This is a genomic window from Sphaerochaeta sp. (genome assembly GCF_050256055.1).
In the GTDB taxonomy this organism is placed as follows: domain Bacteria; phylum Spirochaetota; class Spirochaetia; order Sphaerochaetales; family Sphaerochaetaceae; genus Sphaerochaeta.
In genome coordinates this window covers 1-21,086 of the sequence record NZ_JBFWIJ010000012.1, presented here as the reverse complement: position 1 = coordinate 21,086, position 21,086 = coordinate 1, and the positions used below count along the sequence as shown (strand labels likewise).

The window sequence follows — 21,086 nt, the reverse complement described above, 5'->3', positions numbered from 1 at the left end:
ATGATACCAGGAAACAAGGATACCCGTGATGGAATCGTGTTTTCCCTTCCCTTTCTCTTCATCTATGTAGCCTTCATGATTTATCCCCTGCTGTCAGGATTCTCCATCAGCTTCTTCAAATGGGACATCCTTTCCTCGGCGTCCTTCATTGGCTTGGACAATTACCGGACGCTTCTCTCGGATGCAAAATTTTATTCTTCTCTCTGGCATACGCTGGAATTCGTACTTATGACCACGCCGACCCTCTTGGTGGTTGGCTTTTTAATGGCCTTGGCCATCACCGGAACCTCTCCCTTGAAACATGTGATGGAGAATGTGTTCTTTTTCCCCTATATCTTCTCCATGACGGTTGTCAGTACCTTATGGGCTTGGTTGATGCAGAAGGATTGGGGTATCTTCAACCAAGTGTTGCTCCAACTACGGCTGCAGCCGGTCAGTTGGCTTACCAATGAACAATTCGCCATGTGGTCGGTAGGCCTCACCACCCTCTGGTGGACAGCAGGCTTCAATATGATCCTCTTCGGTGCCGGCATCAAGCAGATACCCAAGGAGGTCTATGAATCGGCCTCCATAGATGGAGCTACCTATCTGCAGAGCGTACGGCACATAACCATTCCCTTGGTTTCCTCAACCACCGTGTTGTGCCTGATCCTTCAGATCATCGCGTCCTTCAACGTCTTCGGCCAGGTGTATGTCATGACCGGCGGCGGCCCTCATGGAACGACCCGTGTATTGGTCCAGTACATCTATGAAACAGGATTCAAGTATTACAAGATGGGCTACAGCGCTGCCATGAGCTACGTCCTCTTCGTCATTATTCTGGTGGTGAGCATCCTCCAGTACGTTCTGTTGTCAAGGAAGGAACGGGTATGAACCACACAAGGAAAGTAGTTTTCAGGATACTGGAGCTGATCTTCATTTTCCTCTGGATCTTCCCCCTGATCTGGTTGGTGATCACCAGTCTGAAACTGGAGGAAGAGGTCGTCACCAAGACGTTCACATTCTGGCCGCAAAACCCGACCCTGGCAAATTACGTGAAGGCATTCACCTCCACCTACATCGTCAACTGGATGGGAAACTCCTTCATCGTATCGTTGGGCGCCATGCTGCTTACCCTGCTGGTCGATGCTCCCATCGCCTATGCCTTTGCAAAGATCCGTTTCAAAGGGCGGAACATCCTTTTCTGGGCGGTAATGGGAGGCATGATGGTTCCCTTCCAGGTACTCATCGTCCCCTTGTACCTACAGTTCAACTCCTACGGTATGATCAACACCCTCTCTGCAGCTCTGCTGCCCAGAGTCGCCCTTCCCATCGGCATCTTCATCCTCAAACAGTTCTATGAGGGAATCCCCAACGACCTTGAGGAGGCGGCTTTCATAGACGGAGCCTCCCGCTACCGGATCTTTTTGAGAATCATCATTCCCTTGGGACAATCGGCAATGGCGACGGTGATCATCCTCTCTTTCATCAATGCCTGGAATGACTTCCTCTGGCCCTTGATCGTCATCAACGATACCATCAAGTACACCATCACCGTGGGGATCGCCAATTTCCAAGGAACCCATGGAACCCAGTATTCCCTGATCATGGCGGGAGCGGCCGTAGCCTCCATCCCTCAGATTTTCTTCTATATCTTCTTCAGAAAGAAGATTATTGCCGGAATAGCCACCAGTGGCATGAAAGGATAATGACCATGACACTCTACCGACATTCTCTGGAAAAGGTCGAACTGTGCGGTTCCCCGTTCTCCCTCTTCCTTACCTATACCCTCACCTTCGCAGGAAAGCGGAGAATCCCGACTGCAATCAGCATCAACGACCAAACGCTGCGCTGCGAATTCTCTGATGTAGCTGTCATTGAGGACACCTTTACAGAACAAGGCCCCTTGGTCATCATCGAGCGAACGTGGAAGTTGAACCAAGGCGGGCAATACCGGCTGCAGGCCTCCTTCGGGTATGACGATGCACAATTGGAAAACCGGTTGTTCATCCCTGCCGTTTGGTATCGTGACAACGAAAAGGGAACAGGGTGTTTCCCTTCCAAGCAAAAAGCGGAATATTGGTCATTCCTGGAAACCCGGATGAGCATTCCCTGCTGTGCCCAACTTTCCAACGGGAAACGGCTGTTCACCTGTGCAACCGAGCCGGCTGATGAAACACGATTCCTAGCATCGGTTGCCAATGAGCGGCATGGGATGATCATCAGCATCCCCGGTTCTGAATGGCCGTACAGCTATCGGGGAAAACACTCACTCATCGACACCTCCCAGGATACGCTTCCCACCCTCCTCGTTCCCGATGAAGGGTTGGTCTACCACCGGACCTTCTTTCTTTGTGCCCAAGAGGAAGAACAAAGCCTTTCCGGCTATTGTGCGTTTGTCCAGGCGCTACCTGGGGAAACTACGAGGCCGCACACCCCGTTGCCGAGCTGGGACGAATGGTTTGAGTACAAGCTCACCCGTCTGATCAATCTGGTGAAGAAGGACGAGCATGGACGTGCTTACCTGATCATGGGGGAAGGCAACGGAGAAGTCCAAAACGTATACGGCTTCACCGCAGCTTCCTTCTTGGTAAAAAGCCTGCAGGGGGCCTATGAGCTGGCACGTTGCTCCACCTATGAGCCGAAGCTCGCACCCCTGAGACAGGCGCGCAAGGCTCTTGCAAAAACCTTCGGTCTTCCCGACGATTCCTTGCTGCTGGCTTCGGTAGCCAAGCGCATCGGGGACTTCTTTCTGCAGGCGGAACAGTCGGAAGGGGTGTTCCAAGACAATTACGACCTGACCAACGACATCTGGGGTGGATATCTGGGAATCGGAGAACATCCCGAGTTCAAGTCCATGGTCAACAGTCGTTGCAACGGGGAGGCGATGCGCTCGTATATCCTCCTCTCGAAACAGTTGCATGCCTATGGCATGGAAACCGGTTCCTACATCAGCCTTGCCCGGAGGGTGGCCCGTTTCTATTGTGAGACACAGCTTTCCTCTGGATCTTTCGGACGATGGTGGACCGAAAAAGGGAAGCCTGGGGATATCCAAGGCACCAACGGCGCCTACATTGGCTCCTTCTTCTGCACCTTGCTTCCCTATCTTGATGATGATGATCCTCTCAAAAGCGACTTGCTCAGTGCTGTACACCAAGCCTATTCCTATTATTCTGAGCTCGCTTTTGAGGGGGCGTTTTATGGAGACACCCTGGACGCCGACTCCTGCGACAAGGAAGCCGGGGTTGCCTTGCTCTCCTTCTTCCTCGACCTCTATACCCTGGAGCAGGATAAACGACAATTGGAGAGTGCAACCCTTGCCTGCCAGTTCCTGGTCCAATGGATCTGGCAGCGGTCCTCCTTTCTTGACGCTGAGAGCCCGCTTGGCAACCTTGGATTCAGTACCAAGGGACTCACTTCGGTTTCCGTCGCCCATCATCATCTCGATTTCTACGGCATGGCCATCGCCTATGAATTCCTCCGGTACGCCTCCTTCGCCAATGATCCGTTCTATCGTGAACAGGCCGTACTGATGCTGCAATCCTGTCGCCAGCTGGTTGCAAGTGAAAAAAATCCGTTGGGCAGATCCGCCGCATTCATCGGTTGGCAGCCAGAACAGCTCAACCATACCACCTGGGAATACTTCGATCGATCGGAATTGATGAACGGCTACTATGACATCGACATCGCCTGGGTAACCGTTTTGACACTGGGCTCGTACGGGCTCATCAAAGCATCGTTTCCAACCATGTTGGAGGAATAAAGCATGCAGCGCATCAGTTTGGTTTCTTTGAATTTGTGGAATACCGAGCATTGGGAGCAGCGGAAAGAATGTGTCGTATCCTTCGTCAAAACCTATCGTGCCGACATCTACTGCTTTCAGGAAGTACGGGTTCAGACCCTTTCAGTCCTTGACGAAGCTCTGCCTGCATATCGGAGGATCGAAGGAACGGACCCAGGGTGGCAGTGCGAGAACAGCATCTATATCAAACAGGATTTGTTCTCCGTCCTGGACTTGGGCAGAGTGGATCTTTCCATGCCCGAACCTTATCGCGGGGTATTCTGGGTGAAACTGAAGACCATCGATGGTACGCAACTCCTAGTTGCCACCATGCACTTGACCCACCAACTGAATGCTGATGAACTGCGTACCGGAGTCGGATACCGGCATGCCGAAGCCCACAGTGCCGCACGAGCATTGCAAACGTTGGCTGAAGGGAATCCTGCGATCATTTGCGGGGATTTCAATGATCCGGTGCATCCAAGCAGGATCTTCTCGGAGGAAGCACATTTTCGTGATGTTTTCACCGCATTGGGGCTCTCTGCCCCGGTCACGTTCCCCTGCCCCTATCTGAGCAGTGAAGGATACTTGGTGGAAGCCATCGACAAGATCATGATACGGGGAACGATCAGACCGGTGTTGGCGACCAGTCCCCACTTCATGACCGTTGGAGGCGTACTTTCCGATCATTGGCCGGTTGCAGCCGTCCTGGAGGTGTAGGATTACAACGGAATGAACGAACCCATGCGGTTGGGTGACGGCTCTTCCCCGGTTTCAAAATAATCGGGGTATTCTTTCACGAATGCGTCGATCTCGTTCTCCAAGCGGTGCAGGTGGTTGCGTATATGGCCTCTGGCCAATTCGGCCAGATTCGATTCGATCTCAGAAAGAATCATCTCATGTTCGAGAATGGAAGCTTTTGCAATTTCCATATTCCCCAAGGTGACCAGCCTTACCCGGGTATAGTGGGTGTTGGTATCGGCAATCACCTGGGCGCTCAGTTCCTGCCCGCTCAGCGCGAACAGCATCCGATGGAATTCATTGTCGATGGTGAAGAACGCAAATCCATCCGGGTGCTCTTCGGCCAGAACTCGTTTCTGTTCCTCCAGATTCCTGTACAGCGCTGAGAAATCGTGCGGACCGCCTTTGCGGATGATCGCATCGATGTTGGCGCATTCAAGACTCTCCCGGATGAACCGTTCCTGCTGGATGCGCTTGAGGTTGATCCGGGAAATTACCGTTTCCTTCTGCGGATAGATATCCACCAGTCCGTCGCGTTGCAGACGGATGAATGCCTCGCGTACAGGGGTTCTGCTCACCGAGAGCTTGGTGGCGATCTCCTGTGTGCTCACTGCAGTCCCTGGCTTGAGTTGCAGGCACAAAATACTGTTTCTCAAAGCAGTATACACATACGCCTGCACGCTTGTGTTATCCATCCTCATTGCACCTTCCTTTGTTTGTATATGAATCAGATATACAATACAGTAAAGTAGGCAAATTCTCAAACAAGAACAACAACTTTCATGTATTTCCCCGGCATTTTTTCAATATCAGCAATGGTTTGGGGCACTTCGTCCAAGGTAATGGTCTTGGTAAGGATCTGCAGCATGTCCACCCGCTTCGATTGGATCAGAAGCAGAGCCTCCTCGAACTCCCCTGCGCTGGTTCGTGCACCGCGAATGTCGATTTCCTTTTTAGTGATCACATCCGTCGGAAGGCTTGTTTCCTTTTTCGGCCAACCGGTCAAGGTGATGCGACCTGCATGTGATACAAAGTCCAGGGTATTGCGGATGGATGTATTCGCTCCGCTGCATTCCATGACCAGTTGCGACATTGTATTGTGTGTGATCTCGGCGATTCTGGCAACCGGATCCTCACTGGAGGCGTTGATCACATATTCAATACCCAATTGTGTTGCAAAATCCAGACGTTCCTGGACAAGATCGATGAGAATGGCATGAGCACCGTATTCCTGGGCGATCATCCCGGCGACGAGGCCGATCGGGCCAGCACCGATGACCGTACAAAACTCACCTGCCTTCAACTGCCCACGATGGATGCCGTGCAGGGAAATGGTAAGCGGCTCTGCCATTGCTGCCTGCGTATAGCTCATCCCGTCGGGAATCTTCACCAGCATGGATGCGGGATGGCAGAAATACTCCGCCATGCCGCCATCGACATGGACACCAAGGACATGCAACTGGGTACAGCAGTTTGTACGACCGATGGAACAGGGATAGCATTGTCCGCAATACAGATAGGGATCGACGACCACACGATCACCAACCTTCAGATTTTTCTCATTCTCCGGTATCGAAACGATTTCCCCTGCAATTTCATGACCCAGAATCCGTGGATACGTCACCAAACCGTTGGCTCCCCGATAGGCACTGATATCACTGCCGCAGATTCCCACTGCCTTCACTTTGATGAGCGCCTCTCCTGCTTCAGGTTTTGGCATCGGCAGTTCAACACAGGATACATTCCACGGATTTACTAGTTTAATGGCTTTCATTTGTTTCCTTCTTCTCGTTTTCGAATGTGAGTACGATCTTCCTGATGGAAGGATCCTTTGTATCGATGAAATCAAACGCCTCCTGAGCCCGGGTCAGGGGAAATGTATGGGAAACACTGTGCGACAGGTCCAAGCTGCCGGATTTGATCAGCTCGATTGCCTTCCCAAACATATTGTTTTGGAGACGGGAACCCCGCACATCCAGTTCCTTGGAGGTGATGACGAATTGGTTTACCTCGGTCGGAGCGACCGAAAATCCCATGGTGATGACCCTTCCTGCATTGCCGGTAGCCTCCAAGAGGGACAACAGCGATGTCTTGTTGCATACGGCGTCGATGGAGACGGTGGCACCGTGGCCACCGGTATAGTCCTTGGTTTTCTCAACCAGGTTCTCTCGAGATACGTTGATCACCCGATCAGCTCCGTTTTGCAGGGCGATTGCTAGCTTCTCGTCATTGATGTCTGCGACGATGATGATGGCACAAAGCTGTCGGGCGATTTTCAGGATGGAGGAGCCCAAGGCGCCGGACCCGAACAACAGCAACATATCATCCTTCTGCAGCTGTGCCCGTGAGCAGGCTTGGATGGCGATGGTGGTTGGTTCGATCATCACCGCATCCTGGTCGGAAATGGAATCAGGAAGGACATAACAATCCTCTTCCGGTACTGCGATGAATTCGCGGTAACCGCCGTCTCTATGCACCCCCCGTACCTGCAGGAAGTCGCACACGTTCGGCCGGTTGTTTCTGCAAGGATAACACTGGCCGCAGCTGGTTACCTGGTTTACGATCACCCGGTCTCCTACCTGCAACGAGTGGACCGATGGTCCGATCTCTTCCACCCTACCCACGATTTCATGACCGATGATCCTCGGATAGGTAGCCGCAGCGTTCGTCCCGTGATAGATTCCAATATCGGATCCACAGATGCCCGCTGCAGTCATGCGTACCAATACGGTATTCTGTGCATCAATACTTGGTTTGGGGAGGTCGATGACACGCAAGGTGTTGGGTTCAAGAATTTGTACAGCTTTCATGGCAAGCTTCTCCTTGTTCAATGCAGGCGGGAATGGGCACAAGGGGACACCCTTCGTTCACCTCAACTGACATGTTAACATGTTAATACTACTTACAAGGACGTGTCAATGATTCTTTTATTGCAATATAGTTGTCTATTAGTACAGAATAATTTAATAAAATTTATGTTGACTGATTATAAATTGCATACTAGCATGTTAGTATCAAATCACAAAGGAGCATTCGTATGAGCAAGAATGTGAGAAGGGTTGTTGCAATTGGATTGGTTGTGCTGCTCGTGTCCGCAGGTATGGTATTTGCTGCCGGTTCGAGTGAGAAAGGGAAAACCTATACTATTAAAGTAGGTGACAACTGGGGAGCCACCCATCCGATGGGAAGAGCGATCAATGAAGTGTTCAAGACACAGGTAGAGAAGGCGACCAACGGGGCAGTCAAAGTAGACGTCTATTCCGACGGTACGCTCGGCAGTGAAGGTGATCTGTGGAACGGTGTACGCAATGGTACGATCGAAATGGCAATCATCGGGACTCCGTTCAATCAGGAATGGTCCAAGAGCCTCATTTCCGACTGGCCGTTCCTGTATCGTGATCTTGAACATGCCAAGAAGGTATGGACAGGCGAAATCGCTGATCAGATGAATGCGGAATTCCATGAGAAATTCCCCTCTGCCTACATGCTTGCCTGGGGCCCGAACAGCGCCCGTACGTTCAGCAGCAACAAAAAGCTGACGAGCGTCGCGGATTTCGTAGGCCAGAAGTTCCGCATGCCGTCCAATCCGATCCATATCGGCATCGCCCAGAACCTTGGAGCCAGTGCACAGGTTATTCCCTTGAATGAGCTGTTCTCCGCACTTGAGACCGGTGTCGTCGATGGGCAGGACAATGGCATGGTCACGATCCTGAGCCAGAGCTTTGACCAGGTCCAGAAGTATGTATACGAGACCAACCACATCATCGCAACTCTGGAAATCGTCATCAGCGCACCGTTCTTCGACAGCCTCCCCGCTGAATACCAGCAGGCCATCACCGCCGCTGCAAAAGCTACCACGGAGAAAGCTTGGAACGACTACATCGCCAGTGTCGACGTAGACCGCCAGACGCTGCGGGACAGAGGCGTTGTCGTCACTGCCTGCACGAAGGAAGACCAGGCTTTGATCATCCAGAAGATCCAGCCCCTGCTCGACACCTTGTATGCACAGAACGATTGGGCCAAGGACCTCACTACCAAAATCAAGAATTATTAATCATACTGCTTCATACGGCGATAGGGCGGAAAACGCCCTATCGCTTTGCTTGAAACCAGGGGGAATCGAATGAAAGAGACAATCGACAAATTATTCAAAGGCATAGAGATCCTTATTGCCATTTTCCTGATCGCAATGATAGCTCTGATGTTCATGAATGTTGTATTACGTTATTTCTTCAGCAAAGGCTTTGCTTGGTCTGAGGAAATCGCCCGTATCTGCTTCATCTATCTGGTCTATCTGGGATCAATCGAAGCAGCCAAAGACAATAGGCATCTTTTGATCGATTCTCTCCTGTTGAAGTTCAAGCCAGCGACACAGAAGTATGTATATGCCCTGATCCAACTCTGCATCATCTATCTGATGGGAGTCCTAACCGTAGGGAGTTGGGGCTTGATGAAATTGAACCTGCATGACAGGTGGGTGGCCACACACTTCCCGATTTACCTTGTGTATCTCTCCGGTTTTATTCTTGGGATTTCCATCATTCTGGTGTCACTCGCGAATCTTGTCCATTTGTTCGTTCAGAAAAGAAGTGTGTCGGAATTGATTGCGGTTCCTGCTGAAGAAAAGGACGACCTGTCGGCAAGCGCCGAATAAGGAGGGGGTGAATATGATTACGTTCTACAGCATCGTGTTTTTAGGCTCACTGATCGTCGGTATCATGTTCGGGTTACCCATCGCCCACTCCTTGCTCTTCAGTGCGGTTTCCACTTCGCTGGCAATCGGAGGGAGTGCAACCAACCCCCAGACGGTGGCTGCACAATTGATGCGGGGTACCGACTCGGTAACCATGATGGCGCTTCCTTTCTTCATTCTGGTAGGGGAACTGATGAACAGAGGCGGTCTTACCAAGCGCATCATCGACTTCAGCAACCTGTTTGTCGGCAGGGTGAAAGGCGGACTCGGGTACGTCACCATCCTTGCCTGTCTGATGTTCGCCAGTCTGGTGGGTTCTGCGGTGGCGAGCACCGCAGCCCTCGGCGCAATCCTGATTCCCATGATGGTCGATTCCGGATACAACAAGGAAAAGGCGGCGGGATTGCTGGCCAGTGCAAACCTGGTTGCTCCCATCATGCCACCTTCTGTCCCTATGATCGTCTATGGGGTAACCGCCGGGGTTTCGATCAAATCCTTGTTCCTGGGAGGAATCGCGCCGGCCGTATACCTAACGCTGATCATGAGCATCACATGGTTCTTCGTGTCCAGAAAGGATGGGATCAAAACCGAGATGCCGCCGCTCACCCTCAAAGCGGTGTTGCACAGTTTCCTTGATGGAATGAGTGCACTGCTGCTTCCGGTCATCATCCTCGTCGGATTGAGAAGCGGGGTGTTCACAGCAACCGAAGCCGGTGTCGTGGCAGTCGTCTATGCGTTGGTCATCGGGTTGTTCGTGTACCGGGAGATGACGATGCAAGATATCTTCAAGGCCTTCATCGCCGCCGCAAAGATGTCGGCTGTGGTCATGTTCCTTGCTGCCGCCGCCCAGGTAGCCGCCTATACCCTGACGATCTCAAGGATTCCCCAGTTGGTAACCGAATCGCTGCATCCGCTGATCGCCCACCCGATGCTGCTCAACTTCATCCTGCAGGTCATCATCATCCTGATGGGAACCTGTGTCGACGTCACCCCGACGATTTTGATCATGACACCGATCATGTTGCCGCTTCTGAAAGCTGCACACATCGATCTTGTGTATTTCGGGGTTGTCTTCACGCTGGCCAACGTACTGGGCTTGACCTCTCCGCCGGTGGGTCCGGTTCTCAACGTGGCCTGTGCAACGGGAAATGTGAAAATGGACAAGCTTATACCGAAGGTACTGCCGTATTATATCCCGCAGGTCATCCTGGTCTTTCTGCTGATTTTCATTCCCCAGCTCATCACCGTTCCCCTTGGATGGATCAACGGATAAGCGACAAGACATACCAAGGAAGTCCTTTTCGATTCTTTGGATGAAAATCCATCATGGCATTGATGCAACACCCGTTGTTCAATGCCATGTTTTTACTGAACATGCAATCTGCAGGTTCAGCGTTTGAGAAACGGGAACCTGAGGGTACGGTGAACCGGCTTGGCAGGCTCCTGGGCAACCTCAACAACCCGGGTCTCCGGTTGCAGGCCGAAGAGAGATCGTATGACAGGCGCCAAGGCTTCACCAAGTGCCCGGTGGCCGTCCTTGTCCATATGCAGTTGGTCGGTCTGACTCGCTGATGCAACGGTGCTTGCATCAAAGAACAGGAACCCTTCCTGTTCCGCCAGTTCCTTGATCGCCGGTCCGAGCTTTCTGCTCAAAGAAACCGACGAACCATCAAATTCCACATACTGCGTGTTCTCGATCGCTTCCCCGATATAAATCGGTGCCATTACCAATACCCGGGGGATGGGATACCCTTGGCCATAGGGATACATCCTGACTAATTGTCCAAGTTGCATCAGGGCTTTTGCAATGATGCGTTCGTTGGCGTGAAAGAAGGATTTACAGTCATTGGTACCCAGACTCAGGATAACCAAATCCAACGGTCGATGGCTGTGCAGGACGAGCGGGAGGTATTCCTTCCCACACCGCATGTCTTCCAAAGGGTCGGAGAACACGGTGGTCCTCCCCCCCAACCCTTCCTCGATCAGATGCACGGATGGACCGAGCAGTGCGGAAAGCACACCGGTCCAGCGTTCTGCAAAATCCCACCTTCCCCCGTTGGGGTTGGTACCGAATGTATTGGAATCCCCATAACATAAAATCGTATGCATGCTGAGCAGTCTACCAAGCAAAAGCCATCAGCGAAAGTAGGTTTGCAGGTTTTCCGCAGTGTTGGTTCCTGCAACCATGCAGACACAACAAAGGCCGTCCTTGCCGGACGGCCCCAAGTAAGCTGTTGTCGTTTCCAGATCAGCTTGCAGAGAAGGTGAAGGTTACGATTCCCACGTAGTTGTCCTCAGGAGCGTTGTCATAACTGACGGTGTCAAGCGCTGCACTGACAGGGTAGCTTTCCATGAAGATCGACTTGGGAGCCGCACTCTCATTGGCGCTGACGAACAGGATGTTCTGGGAATCGGAATTGGTGTCGAACGTCTTGTTGTTGACGTTGACTTTGTAATCGATCGTATAGGTGTTGGATGCATTGTCAACGGACTGCATCTTCTCGGCCTTGAAGTACACAGCCACACCGGTGCGCTTGTTGTTGATCAGGTTGATGAAGGCAAGGGGTCCTTCATCGACGGTCACTGCCTTGTCAAGCTGCTTCGCGTTGAACTGGTTCCATTCCTCTACCGTGGTTCCGGTGAATTCCTTGTCGGTGATTGCAATGTAGTTCAGTCCGTTGACTGCGGTTGCAAGGTCAAGGGTGACGGAGGAATCGCTTCCTGAGAAAGTAGTGGGGGATTTGGTATCGGAGAAGAAGGAATCTGATTCTTTGTCACCCTTTTCGGTGGCGAATACGGAAAGCGTGGATACTGCGAGTACCAGAAGCAAAGCGGCGGTGAATTTTTTCATGACATTCGTCCTTTCAGGATGCATCCGCATCCTGGTGCAAGTTTTATTTTTGTGCCGTTTCCCTCAGCACAGTTGTACTATAATCGTAACTGTGGACTTATGTCAACAGAAATCATTATAATTTTAAAAAAATTTTTGTTATTTTAAATAATATTTATCAATTTTTTATTTTATATAGATTTAAGTAAATTGTACTAATAAAAACATATGACAAGTACAGGGAACATGGTAGAGGTATGTACAAAGAAATTCCGATGTATTTTCTTTAAGAATGAATAAAAACAAAGAATTACGTAATAAGATTGACATAAGACATACTTATCAGTCCGCCTACACCACATCCAAATGGAGATGCGACATTCACACTGATCGAAAGAACTCAAGCGTGTCAGGTAATAAAAGAGGCCAGTGAGCGGGAACTCTCACTGGCCCAAGGGAATCGTGTTGCAGAAACACTAAGAAGTACAAATTACAAGCAGGAAGCAATGCAACAACGAAAGAGGAACATACCCATCAGATGTAGAACTGAAGATGCAATCCAAGGGCGGGAACGAAGTGTTGTCATCCCTCACAACCGTACTTCTACATCCCTCTTCATCATATCCCTTCCTGTTTGTAGCATACGCACAATTGTGTAATATTGTCAATTAGTAAGGATTTATACTATTATCGTATATAATTTTATAGAATCTTTTTAGCATTATCTTATTACTTTTCAATCCCAAGTCCCTTCTATATGAGCATTTGCTTAAAATCGTTGAAACATCGAGAGTCTTTTTGGGATGAATAATCTCGCTATCCGTCCAATCTCTCATTTTTTATTCAATCTTTTTTTATCTACATATTGACCAAGATTGGGCATAAGCCTATATTTGTCCTTGGCAATAATTGTCTATCCAAATTAAATGGAGGTTTGCATGATTGACCTATGCGCCATCCGAAAGTTGCAGACTTCCCTGCGTAACCTTGAGGATCAACTGAAAAAACAAACCGGGCTGTCGTTCAATGACGCCCTACTGCTTTGTGCTGTCAACAAAGGGATTTATGAACCAGGTGCCCTTGCAAAGGAACTGGAGCTTTCCCCATCCCGCCTGACCAGGGTCCTGGACAGCCTGGAAGAGCGGAATCTCATCAAACGGACCCTAAGCAGTGCTGACCGCAGAAGTCTGACGATCAGCTTGACGGAAATCGGAAATAGTGTGGTGCAAACGTATAGCTGCTCCGAAATGAATATTCCAGAGGATCTAGCTTTCACCCAAGCCAATACCTAGGAGGAATCATGGCTACATATCTCATTGTTGGAGGAGTCGCCGGTGGTGCAGGAACCGCTGCAAGACTCAGAAGAAGAGACGAGAACGCTCGGATCGTCATGTTCGAGCGCGGTGAATACATCAGCTACGCAAACTGCGGGCTGCCCTACTATGCAGGCAATGTCATAACCGAACGCTCCAGACTTTTCGTCATGACGCCCGAGCGGTTCCTGGAATCCTTGAATGTGGAAGCGAGAATTCTCTCCGAAGTGGTCTCCATCGATCGCAAGGCGAAAACCATCCATGTGAAGGACCTGAAGAACAACACCGAATATGATGAACGGTATGATACGCTCATCCTCTCCCCGGGTGCCAGTCCTGTACGGCCTCCCATCCCAGGCATTGCACATCCTTCCATCCTCTCTTTGCGATCAGTTTCCGACATAGACAAAATCAAGGAAAAGGTGGACAGTCCCACCACCAAACGTGCAGTGGTCGTCGGTGGTGGTTTCATCGGTTTGGAGATGGCTGAGAACCTCAAGGAACGAGGCCTGCAGGTTTCCGTCGTGGAAGCTTTGGAGCAGGTGATGAACATCATCGACTACGACTTGGCCGCCGAAGTGCAGCAGCACCTCCGTGCCAAGGGAGTGAATCTCTTTGTGAAGGACGGTGTAGCCGCATTCGAGGATCATGGAAGCATCGTCACCGTGCGTCTCGCTTCGGGAACTTTGATCGATGCGGATTTGGTCATCCTTTCCATCGGTGTCAGACCCGACACGGCATTCCTCAAGGAAGCCGGCATCGAACTGGCAAAGAACGGGGCCATCAAGGTGGATGAGTATTTCACCACCAACGACAAGTACATCAAGGCGGTCGGTGACGCCATTGAATTCACCAGCCCCCTGACCAAGCTGCCCAGTACCGTACCCTTGGCAGGACCTGCCAACAAACAGGCCCGTTTGTGCGCCGACGCCATCATTGACGGCAACAAGAAACCCTATGAAGGGACGATTGCAACCAGCATCGCCAAGATTTTTGATATGACGGTCGCTTCCACCGGATTGACGGAAAAGGGGTTGAAGAAAGCGGACCTACCCTACCGGTGTGCAGTAACCCACGCAGGAAACCATGCCGGATACTATCCGAACTCCCGCCAGTTGACGTTGAAAGTCCTCTATCATCCGGAAACCGGAAAGGTATGGGGAGCCCAGGCAGTCGGATTTGACGGGGTGGACAAACGCATCGATGTGATATCCGCCTTCATCGGAAAGGAAGGGACCGTATACGACCTCGCAGAGTTCGAGCAGGCCTATGCACCACCCTTCTCCAGTGCGAAGGATCCAGTGAACATGGTCGGTTTCATCGCCGTCAACGTGCTGGAAGGCTACAGCGACACCATCAGCTGGGAGGAGGCGGAGAATTCCCGCAAGGACGGAGCCTTCATGCTTGACGTCCGCTCCGAAGAGGAATTTGAACTGGGCGCCATCGAAGGGGCCGTCAATATTCCCCATACCATTCTCAGAACCAAGCTCGACAAGGTGCCGAAGGACAAGCTGGTCATCATCAACTGTGCCATCGGATTGCGCGGGTACCTGGCTGAACGGATTCTCAGACAAAACGGATACACGCAGGTCAAGAATCTCACCGGCGGATTCAAGACCTACGACAATGCCATCCGTGAACGGGAACTGCTCGAAAACAAGCAGAAAGTCTCGTTCAAGGATGTGGGAGGAAACATCAACCACCTCAACGAGGATGGATCACCGCGCAAAAAGAGCGAGAACAAGATCTTCAAGGTTGATGCATGCGGTCTGCAATGCCCCGGCCCGATCATCCGCCTGAAGAAGGAGATCGACAACCTTGAGGAAGGCGATAGGATCGTCATCAAGGCATCCGATCCCGGCTTCTCCGTCGATGTCCAATCCTGGTGCAAGCTCACCGGCAATGAACTGGTTTCAGTCACCACCAACGACGGATTGATCGAGGCGGTCATCAGCAAGGGCAGCGATACGATATGCAACATGCCTTCCAGTGCCGGCGAGAAGCCTGCGATCTGCGATCCTGACAACGGGGCTACCCTGATCGTCTTCTCCAACGACCTGGACAAGGCTTTGGCCTCATTCGTCTTGGCCAATGGAGCTGCAGCCACCGGAAAGCCGGTCACGATGTTCTTCACCTTCTGGGGCTTGTCCGTCTTGCGCAAGAAGAACGCTCCTCCGGTCAAGAAGGACTTCATGGGCAAGATGTTCGGCGCCATGTTGCCGAAGGGCATGACCGACCTCAGCCTCTCTTCGATGAACATGGGTGGAATGGGTGCCAAGATGATGAAGGGCCGCATGAGGAAAAAGCATGTCGACCAAGTCGAGCAGATGTTCGAGGAAGCTCGCAACGCAGGAGTCCGTATGGTCGCCTGCCAGATGTCGATGGACATCATGGGCATCACCAAGGAAGAGCTGCTTGAGGGCGTAGAAATCGGAGGGGTCGCCACCTACATGGGTGCAGCATCCCAGAGCAAGATCAACTTGTTCGTATAAGCAATTTCTAATAGTGGGGTGGCCGCTGATCAACGATCATGCCATCCCGCTCTTCTTCAACCAAGTCGCTGATTCGCTTCTCCAGCATCTCCAGTCGACTTTTCAGGAGTACGATTTCCTTGGCTTGCTCCGTCACCACCGCATCAAGGGTAACGATCGTCTCCTCCGCGTAGGCAAGTTTCATTTCCAGCTTCGTCAGACGTTCTTCCATAGTAGTCGCTCCTTTCCTATTCATCGTATCATGACCATTGAAACTCGACAACAGGCCCGTTTGTTGCAAAATTCATCCAGATTGTGCAGTTTTCTCTTGTCAGATGTCCTTGGTATGGTATACTGATTTGTATTTTGTTGCAGAATGGTGCAAATAAGAGGCAGAGCATGAAAGGTGAACGTGTCGCGCAACTAGAATTGCTGTTGCATTCCCATCCGGAAGGGTTGAGAAGAGCGGAAATTGCACGGCGGCTAGGGGTCCATCGATCGACGATAAGCAGATATGTCGATGAACTGAAACAGTATATTGATATCTATGAGGAAAACAGCCTCATCAAGGTACAGGACAGGGAAGAGGATGAGAACATAGCCCTCAGTGTCTATGAAAGCCTTGCATTCAACCTGTCCGCCGAAATGCTGGCCACCAGTACGGAATATCAGAATCCACATCTGGCCTCCGGACTTAGAAAAATCGCGATGAATATGCGTTCCTATGCTCCCAAAATCAGCGAAAACATCGTAGGGCTCGCTGAACAGATCGACAAACAGGTGCAAGAGAGAAAGGAAAGCGGTAAATTCAACACCATCCTGGAAGTACTCATCGATTCCTGGGTCTCCGGACGCATCGTTCGGATTGTGCAGAGCCTGAAGGGCTTTGACCCGATCGAGACCGAACTTGCTCCCTACTTCATCGGCTTCAGGGAAGAGGATACGGGAGGCCGGCATCCGATCAGTGTGACCGGAAGACTGCGTCATACCACCGAAATAGTGACAATAGACATCAGCACGATCACCAGTGCCACCATCCTTGATGAAACCTACACCATCCCGGACAACCTCAAGCCATTCAAGTTCCCGGAAACCAGTGAGCGGTACGAAACCATCGATATGATTCCCTTGAGCCTCAGGCTCAAGGAACGGTCGGCGATGAATGTCTTCCGTTCAGTTGTGCATGGAACTCCGGTTTTTGAGAAACAACGCGACGGAATGCTTGTCTGCAACATGGATGTGGAGAACTCGATCGAGTTGTATCTACGGATTATCCAGTGTGGTGATTCCGTTGAGATTCTTGGCCCTGAGAGCTTCAAAAAGAAGTTCTGCAAGATGCTCAACAAGATACTGGCACTGTATCAATAAGATTTTCCTTGCCCCACGGCATGAATATCGGTATGCTACTTAGCAGGAGGAAACGACAATGAAAGAGTATGAATGCGATCTTTGCGGGTATGTCTATGACCCGACGGTAGGCGATCCCGACAATGGAATCAAACCCGGAACAGCCTTTGAAGACCTCCCCGATGATTGGGTATGCCCTCTCTGCGGAGCTCCTAAGTCTGACTTTTCACCCCGCGACTAACATATTTGTTGCGGAAATAGGGGACGAGGAAGGTACACCCTGCCTCGTCCTTTTTCTTGGATAAAGGAAACACATCCATGGCTTTCAGACCCATGCGTAGAATACGGCAGATGCTTTCGGAACAACGCATCCAGGAAGTCCTGGATCGGGGCAGATACGGGGTGTTGGCCTGCCTTGGCGATGACGGGTACCCCTATGCCGTTCCACTCAATTACGTATACTTTAAAAATTGCATCTATTTCCATGCTGCGAAGACTGGACACAAGCTCGATGCCATCAGCAACCACCCGAAAGTCAGTTTCACCGTCGTGGATCAGGATACGATCGTAGCAGAGGAATACACGTCTTACTTCCGAAGTGTCATCCTGTTCGGTACTGCAGCCATTGCAGAGGAGCCAGAATGGAGGGAAGCGTTTCCCGCCTTGGTTGCAAAATATTGTGCGGACATCCCTGCCGAACAACGGCAGCAGACGATCGATGATTGCACGCAAGCAGTTGGAATCGTGGTGAAAATCGACCATTGCACCGGCAAGGAAGCCAAGGAACTGGTCAGGGCACGAACCTAGCAACGCGCATCGGAAAGGAAGGTTCTTTCTACCCGAGCAGGTGAATTTGTAGTACATTGAATCCAGCAATGGAGGAACTGTATGGCAATGTTACCAGCAATTGAGGACAGAAGAGCGTTCCGCGCCCTTGATACGAAACCCATCCCGTCGGAAGTGTTGCTCCGTTTGGTCGAGGCAGCGCGAACCGCCCCGTCGGCGATGAACAACCAACCATGGCGGTTTATTACCGTTACCGAAGCAAAACAGCTTGCAACCTTGAAGGAAACCCTATCCCCGGGAAATTATTGGGCGAAAAAGGCTCCTGCCCTTGTGGCGGTGGTGACCAACAACCAATGGGGGATGACCCTGGGCGAACGTCACTACGCTCCATTTGAACTGGGTATGGCTACGATGGCTTATCAGATCCAGGCGGTGGCAGAAGGCCTGCATGTCCATCCGATTGCTGGATTCAATGCCGATGAGGCAAAGAAGGTGCTCGCAATCCCTGCTGAGGAAACCTTGATGATCCTATTGGTGCTCGGGTATCCCGGCGATACCACCGGCTTGAACGAGAAGCATCTGGCAAGCGAAACCAGCCTTCGCATCCGCCTGCCGATTGAACGCATCCATGCCTTCGACAGCTGGAACGATACGATCAAACCAGAACCCAAGATGGCATGACATCCATCACTGCAGATGGACGATTTCCTGTTCAATGACTTCCTTCAGCCGCTCTTCCTCGGTGATGATCAACTCGCTTTCCTTGAGAAAGGAACTGCCGATCATGGAAGCCACCAGAAGGGCGGCAAGGCTGGAAAGCAACATCATGGAATACCGTTCGCGCGAAGCCAAGCTGATCATGAGGATGATCGCACAGGCAGCTTGGCTGAACAGCAGCAACAAGCTTTGGATTACTTCTTCGCTGATTCCCTGCCCCAACTCGGCCGCATACTGTGAACCTATGGGAATGGAGGCCAACAAAGAAAGCCCGATGATGGAAGAACCGATTAAGGCGATGGCTTCACTACCCAGGAACATCGCTCCAATTTGCTGACAGAAAACCAGCAAAAGGATACCGGGAATCGAACAGACATTACAGAAGACAAAGAAAAGCTTGCGCCGTCGAAACCGATCCGAGAGTGCCGGCAGCAGGATGGCGCCGATCATCCCGCCTGCAAACATGGCGATTCCCAGGAATCCATTGGAATCGGAGAACCCAAGCAGTTCGCTGATCGCATCTATTTTGATGAACAGCGTCATCAACACCCCCCATCCGATGGAGAATATGATCATAAGACCCCGCAACGAGGGTATCTGGTTCATCGCCTTGAAGGATGAGAAAAATCCTTTGTTTGGAGGCGAAGGCAAGGCCGAGGAAGGAGTCGGGGGATTCTCCCGAATCAGGAATGCGGGGATCAAGGCGGCGACGGTACTGAACAACGCCCAGAAACGCATCAGATTCTCAAACCCGTTTCCCCATGCCGGATTACCGGCTTGGTTAACCACCAAGAGAGGGGAAAGAATCATTACCAAAGCCAACGAAAAATACTGGCTTGCCGAGGTGATGCCCACTGCCATCCCCCGTTCACGAACGGGAAACCAACGCGAGACAATCTCGGTGATGCTCGTAAGCACCAATGCCTGGGACAACGCAAGGAAGAATTGACCCAGCAATACGATCGAATATTGCTCAAGATACAGCCATTTGGTGAGGGATCCGAAGATGGAAAAAGCACTGGCTATCCAGACTAACCATCGAATACCCAATCGGCGCAACAAATAGGAAGCAGGAAGACTTGCTATGACAAATACCACCAAATATACAAGACTGAGCAGATCCACAGGATTCGCATACGAAACGGAAAATTGGTCTTGATAGAAACGGTTGGCCACGCGTCCTACCGGAGCAAGGTTCAGCCACTGTATCTCCACCGAGAAAATCATGAGCACCAGGGAAAGCAGAATCAAATATCTATATCGGTACGCCTTTACGCTTCTCATAGATGCCAGCATAGCTGATGCGGACCGATTTGTATATCTTCTCTGGAAGAATCGACACATTTGCCCTATACTCGACTTATGTACGAAACCTTACACCTATTGAATCAACGCCGTTCAATCCGTTCCTTTGAGCAACGTCCCATTGAAGCAGAACAGCTTCGCTTGCTCAAGGAAGCCACCTTACGCGCACCGAGTGCCGGCAATATGATTCTCTATTCCATCATAGAGGTGCATGACCCGGCGAAGAAAGAACAGCTTGCCGAAATCTGCGATAACCAGATGATGATCACCAAGGCTCCTCTGGTCTGGGTCTTCCTTGCAGACATGCAGAAATGGGTGAACTACTTCAAGGAAAGCGGTGCGGTTGACCACGCTATGCAGCAAAAGGACATCCCCTTCCGCAAGCCGGGCCTTGGGGACCTGCATCTTTGCATGCAGGATGCCATTGTCGCTGCGCAGAATGCCGTAGTAGCAGCACAAGCCCTTGGCTTGGGTTCCTGCTACATCGGAGACGTCATCGAGCGCTTTGAGGATCTGAGACAACTTCTTGATCTCAAGCAATACACCATTCCAGCATGCATGCTGATCTTCGGATACCCCAAGGGAAAGCAGCAGGCGACCAAGCTTACCCCGCGCTGTCCGGCATCCTCCGTGTTCATGCTGGACACCTATGCAGAACCGCATCTCCCGGATATGGAGAGGGCGTATCAGGAGCATGAACAGGACCGACGCAGGATGCAAGGCCTCCCCTATGACAACACCGGCACGCTTGCCGACTACTATTACCTGCGCAAGCATACCAGCACCTTCATGCAAGAGATGAACCGATCGGTACAAGTGATGTTCGAATCGTGGTGCGATGGTTAAATTCCTTGCGTCCCTTGCGCTTTCCGACTACCATGTGAGCTATGCCATATTCGATACTTTTGGTGGACGATGAGTCAGCAGTACGGGAAGGAATCCGCTCCCGTACACCGTGGGAACGGTACAACTTCTCGGTAATCGGTGAAGCCGGCAATGGGATCGAAGCCCTTGAACTCGTCGAGGAACTCCATCCCGATGTTGTTATCACTGATATACGAATGCCCTATCTTGACGGGATGGAATTGATCCAGGAAATCAGAATTGCCCATCCCGCCACTAC

At 51.2% G+C, this 21,086-nt stretch carries 22 protein-coding genes; 15 read left to right on the top strand and 7 right to left on the bottom strand.

Annotation, left to right across the window (positions count from 1 at the left end):
• From AB7C91_RS06510 to AB7C91_RS06495, 4 genes are read left to right on the top strand one after another with little or no spacing between them, the layout of a single operon-like run.
• A complete protein-coding gene (locus AB7C91_RS06510; protein WP_332447358.1) occupies positions 1 to 873 on the top strand; it encodes a sugar ABC transporter permease in 873 nt (290 codons plus the stop codon).
• Positions 870 to 1,688 (top strand): carbohydrate ABC transporter permease, encoded by an 819-nt coding sequence (locus tag AB7C91_RS06505; RefSeq protein WP_428590018.1) that lies wholly within the window; start codon positions 870 to 872, stop codon positions 1,686 to 1,688. The genes AB7C91_RS06510 and AB7C91_RS06505 overlap by 4 nt, the downstream gene beginning before the upstream one ends.
• A gap of 5 nt (positions 1,689 to 1,693) precedes the next feature.
• A complete protein-coding gene (locus AB7C91_RS06500) occupies positions 1,694 to 3,742 on the top strand; it encodes a hypothetical protein (protein WP_428590015.1) in 2,049 nt (682 codons plus the stop codon).
• A gap of 3 nt (positions 3,743 to 3,745) precedes the next feature.
• Positions 3,746 to 4,480, top strand: coding sequence for an endonuclease/exonuclease/phosphatase family protein (locus tag AB7C91_RS06495; RefSeq protein WP_332447361.1), 735 nt, complete (start codon positions 3,746 to 3,748; stop codon positions 4,478 to 4,480).
• A 2-nt stretch (positions 4,481 to 4,482) separates the two neighbouring features.
• Here AB7C91_RS06495 and AB7C91_RS06490 read toward each other — a convergent pair whose 3' ends face one another.
• The 3 genes from AB7C91_RS06490 to AB7C91_RS06480 all read right to left on the bottom strand — a co-directional run bounded on the left by AB7C91_RS06490 (position 4,483) and on the right by AB7C91_RS06480 (position 7,311).
• Positions 4,483 to 5,196: a GntR family transcriptional regulator gene (locus tag AB7C91_RS06490; protein WP_332447362.1), complete on the bottom strand. Its 714-nt coding sequence runs from the start codon at positions 5,194 to 5,196 to the stop codon at positions 4,483 to 4,485.
• A gap of 65 nt (positions 5,197 to 5,261) precedes the next feature.
• Positions 5,262 to 6,221, bottom strand: a complete 960-nt coding sequence (locus AB7C91_RS06485) for a zinc-binding alcohol dehydrogenase family protein (protein WP_332447363.1) — start codon at positions 6,219 to 6,221, stop codon at positions 5,262 to 5,264.
• Between the two features lie 40 nt (positions 6,222 to 6,261).
• Positions 6,262 to 7,311, bottom strand: coding sequence for a zinc-binding alcohol dehydrogenase family protein (locus AB7C91_RS06480; RefSeq protein ID WP_332447364.1), 1,050 nt, complete (start codon positions 7,309 to 7,311; stop codon positions 6,262 to 6,264).
• Positions 7,312 to 7,538: 227 nt separating this feature from the next.
• Here AB7C91_RS06480 and AB7C91_RS06475 point away from each other — a divergent pair, with 227 nt between their 5' ends.
• The 3 genes from AB7C91_RS06475 (at position 7,539) to AB7C91_RS06465 (ending at position 10,467) form a co-directional block, all read left to right on the top strand.
• Positions 7,539 to 8,555, top strand: a complete 1,017-nt coding sequence (locus AB7C91_RS06475) for a TRAP transporter substrate-binding protein (RefSeq protein ID WP_332447365.1) — start codon at positions 7,539 to 7,541, stop codon at positions 8,553 to 8,555.
• A 69-nt stretch (positions 8,556 to 8,624) separates the two neighbouring features.
• Positions 8,625 to 9,155, top strand: coding sequence for a TRAP transporter small permease (locus tag AB7C91_RS06470; RefSeq protein ID WP_332447366.1), 531 nt, complete (start codon positions 8,625 to 8,627; stop codon positions 9,153 to 9,155).
• 13 nt (positions 9,156 to 9,168) lie between these two features.
• Complete coding sequence (locus AB7C91_RS06465; RefSeq protein ID WP_332447367.1) at positions 9,169 to 10,467, top strand: TRAP transporter large permease; 1,299 nt, start codon at positions 9,169 to 9,171, stop codon at positions 10,465 to 10,467.
• A gap of 116 nt (positions 10,468 to 10,583) precedes the next feature.
• On the opposite strand, the gene AB7C91_RS06460 is transcribed toward AB7C91_RS06465, so the two are convergent.
• Complete coding sequence (locus tag AB7C91_RS06460) at positions 10,584 to 11,303, bottom strand: SGNH/GDSL hydrolase family protein (RefSeq protein WP_332447368.1); 720 nt, start codon at positions 11,301 to 11,303, stop codon at positions 10,584 to 10,586.
• Between the two features lie 139 nt (positions 11,304 to 11,442).
• Complete coding sequence (locus AB7C91_RS06455) at positions 11,443 to 12,045, bottom strand: hypothetical protein (protein WP_332447369.1); 603 nt, start codon at positions 12,043 to 12,045, stop codon at positions 11,443 to 11,445.
• Positions 12,046 to 12,962: 917 nt separating this feature from the next.
• Here AB7C91_RS06455 and AB7C91_RS06450 point away from each other — a divergent pair.
• Together AB7C91_RS06450 and AB7C91_RS06445 are read left to right on the top strand one after the other, a co-directional pair.
• Positions 12,963 to 13,316 carry a MarR family winged helix-turn-helix transcriptional regulator gene (locus AB7C91_RS06450; RefSeq protein WP_332447370.1) on the top strand — a complete coding sequence of 118 codons (354 nt, stop codon included), beginning with the start codon at positions 12,963 to 12,965 and terminating at the stop codon, positions 13,314 to 13,316.
• Positions 13,317 to 13,324: 8 nt separating this feature from the next.
• On the top strand, positions 13,325 to 15,829 hold the full coding sequence (locus tag AB7C91_RS06445; RefSeq protein ID WP_332447371.1) for an FAD-dependent oxidoreductase: 2,505 nt from the start codon (positions 13,325 to 13,327) through the stop codon (positions 15,827 to 15,829).
• A gap of 7 nt (positions 15,830 to 15,836) precedes the next feature.
• Here AB7C91_RS06445 and AB7C91_RS06440 read toward each other — a convergent pair whose 3' ends face one another.
• Complete coding sequence (locus tag AB7C91_RS06440) at positions 15,837 to 16,040, bottom strand: SlyX family protein (protein ID WP_332447372.1); 204 nt, start codon at positions 16,038 to 16,040, stop codon at positions 15,837 to 15,839.
• A gap of 167 nt (positions 16,041 to 16,207) precedes the next feature.
• On the opposite strand from AB7C91_RS06440, the gene AB7C91_RS06435 reads away from it, so the two are divergent.
• The 4 genes from AB7C91_RS06435 to AB7C91_RS06420 all read left to right on the top strand — a co-directional run bounded on the left by AB7C91_RS06435 (position 16,208) and on the right by AB7C91_RS06420 (position 18,622).
• Positions 16,208 to 17,176 (top strand): WYL domain-containing transcriptional regulator, encoded by a 969-nt coding sequence (locus AB7C91_RS06435; protein ID WP_332447373.1) that lies wholly within the window; start codon positions 16,208 to 16,210, stop codon positions 17,174 to 17,176.
• 58 nt (positions 17,177 to 17,234) lie between these two features.
• Positions 17,235 to 17,396, top strand: a complete 162-nt coding sequence (rd, locus tag AB7C91_RS06430) for a rubredoxin (protein WP_332447374.1) — start codon at positions 17,235 to 17,237, stop codon at positions 17,394 to 17,396.
• A gap of 77 nt (positions 17,397 to 17,473) precedes the next feature.
• Positions 17,474 to 17,962 (top strand): pyridoxamine 5'-phosphate oxidase family protein, encoded by a 489-nt coding sequence (locus tag AB7C91_RS06425; RefSeq protein ID WP_428590004.1) that lies wholly within the window; start codon positions 17,474 to 17,476, stop codon positions 17,960 to 17,962.
• A gap of 81 nt (positions 17,963 to 18,043) precedes the next feature.
• Positions 18,044 to 18,622 (top strand): nitroreductase family protein, encoded by a 579-nt coding sequence (locus AB7C91_RS06420; protein WP_428590001.1) that lies wholly within the window; start codon positions 18,044 to 18,046, stop codon positions 18,620 to 18,622.
• A gap of 6 nt (positions 18,623 to 18,628) precedes the next feature.
• On the opposite strand, the gene AB7C91_RS06415 is transcribed toward AB7C91_RS06420, so the two are convergent.
• Positions 18,629 to 19,942: an MFS transporter gene (locus AB7C91_RS06415; RefSeq protein ID WP_428589998.1), complete on the bottom strand. Its 1,314-nt coding sequence runs from the start codon at positions 19,940 to 19,942 to the stop codon at positions 18,629 to 18,631.
• A gap of 78 nt (positions 19,943 to 20,020) precedes the next feature.
• On the opposite strand from AB7C91_RS06415, the gene AB7C91_RS06410 reads away from it, so the two are divergent.
• Together AB7C91_RS06410 and AB7C91_RS06405 are read left to right on the top strand one after the other, a co-directional pair.
• A complete protein-coding gene (locus AB7C91_RS06410) occupies positions 20,021 to 20,809 on the top strand; it encodes a nitroreductase family protein (protein WP_332447378.1) in 789 nt (262 codons plus the stop codon).
• Positions 20,810 to 20,850: 41 nt separating this feature from the next.
• Positions 20,851 to 21,086, top strand: a 236-nt coding sequence (locus AB7C91_RS06405; RefSeq protein WP_428589995.1) for a response regulator, incomplete at its 3' end; no start/stop codon positions are given.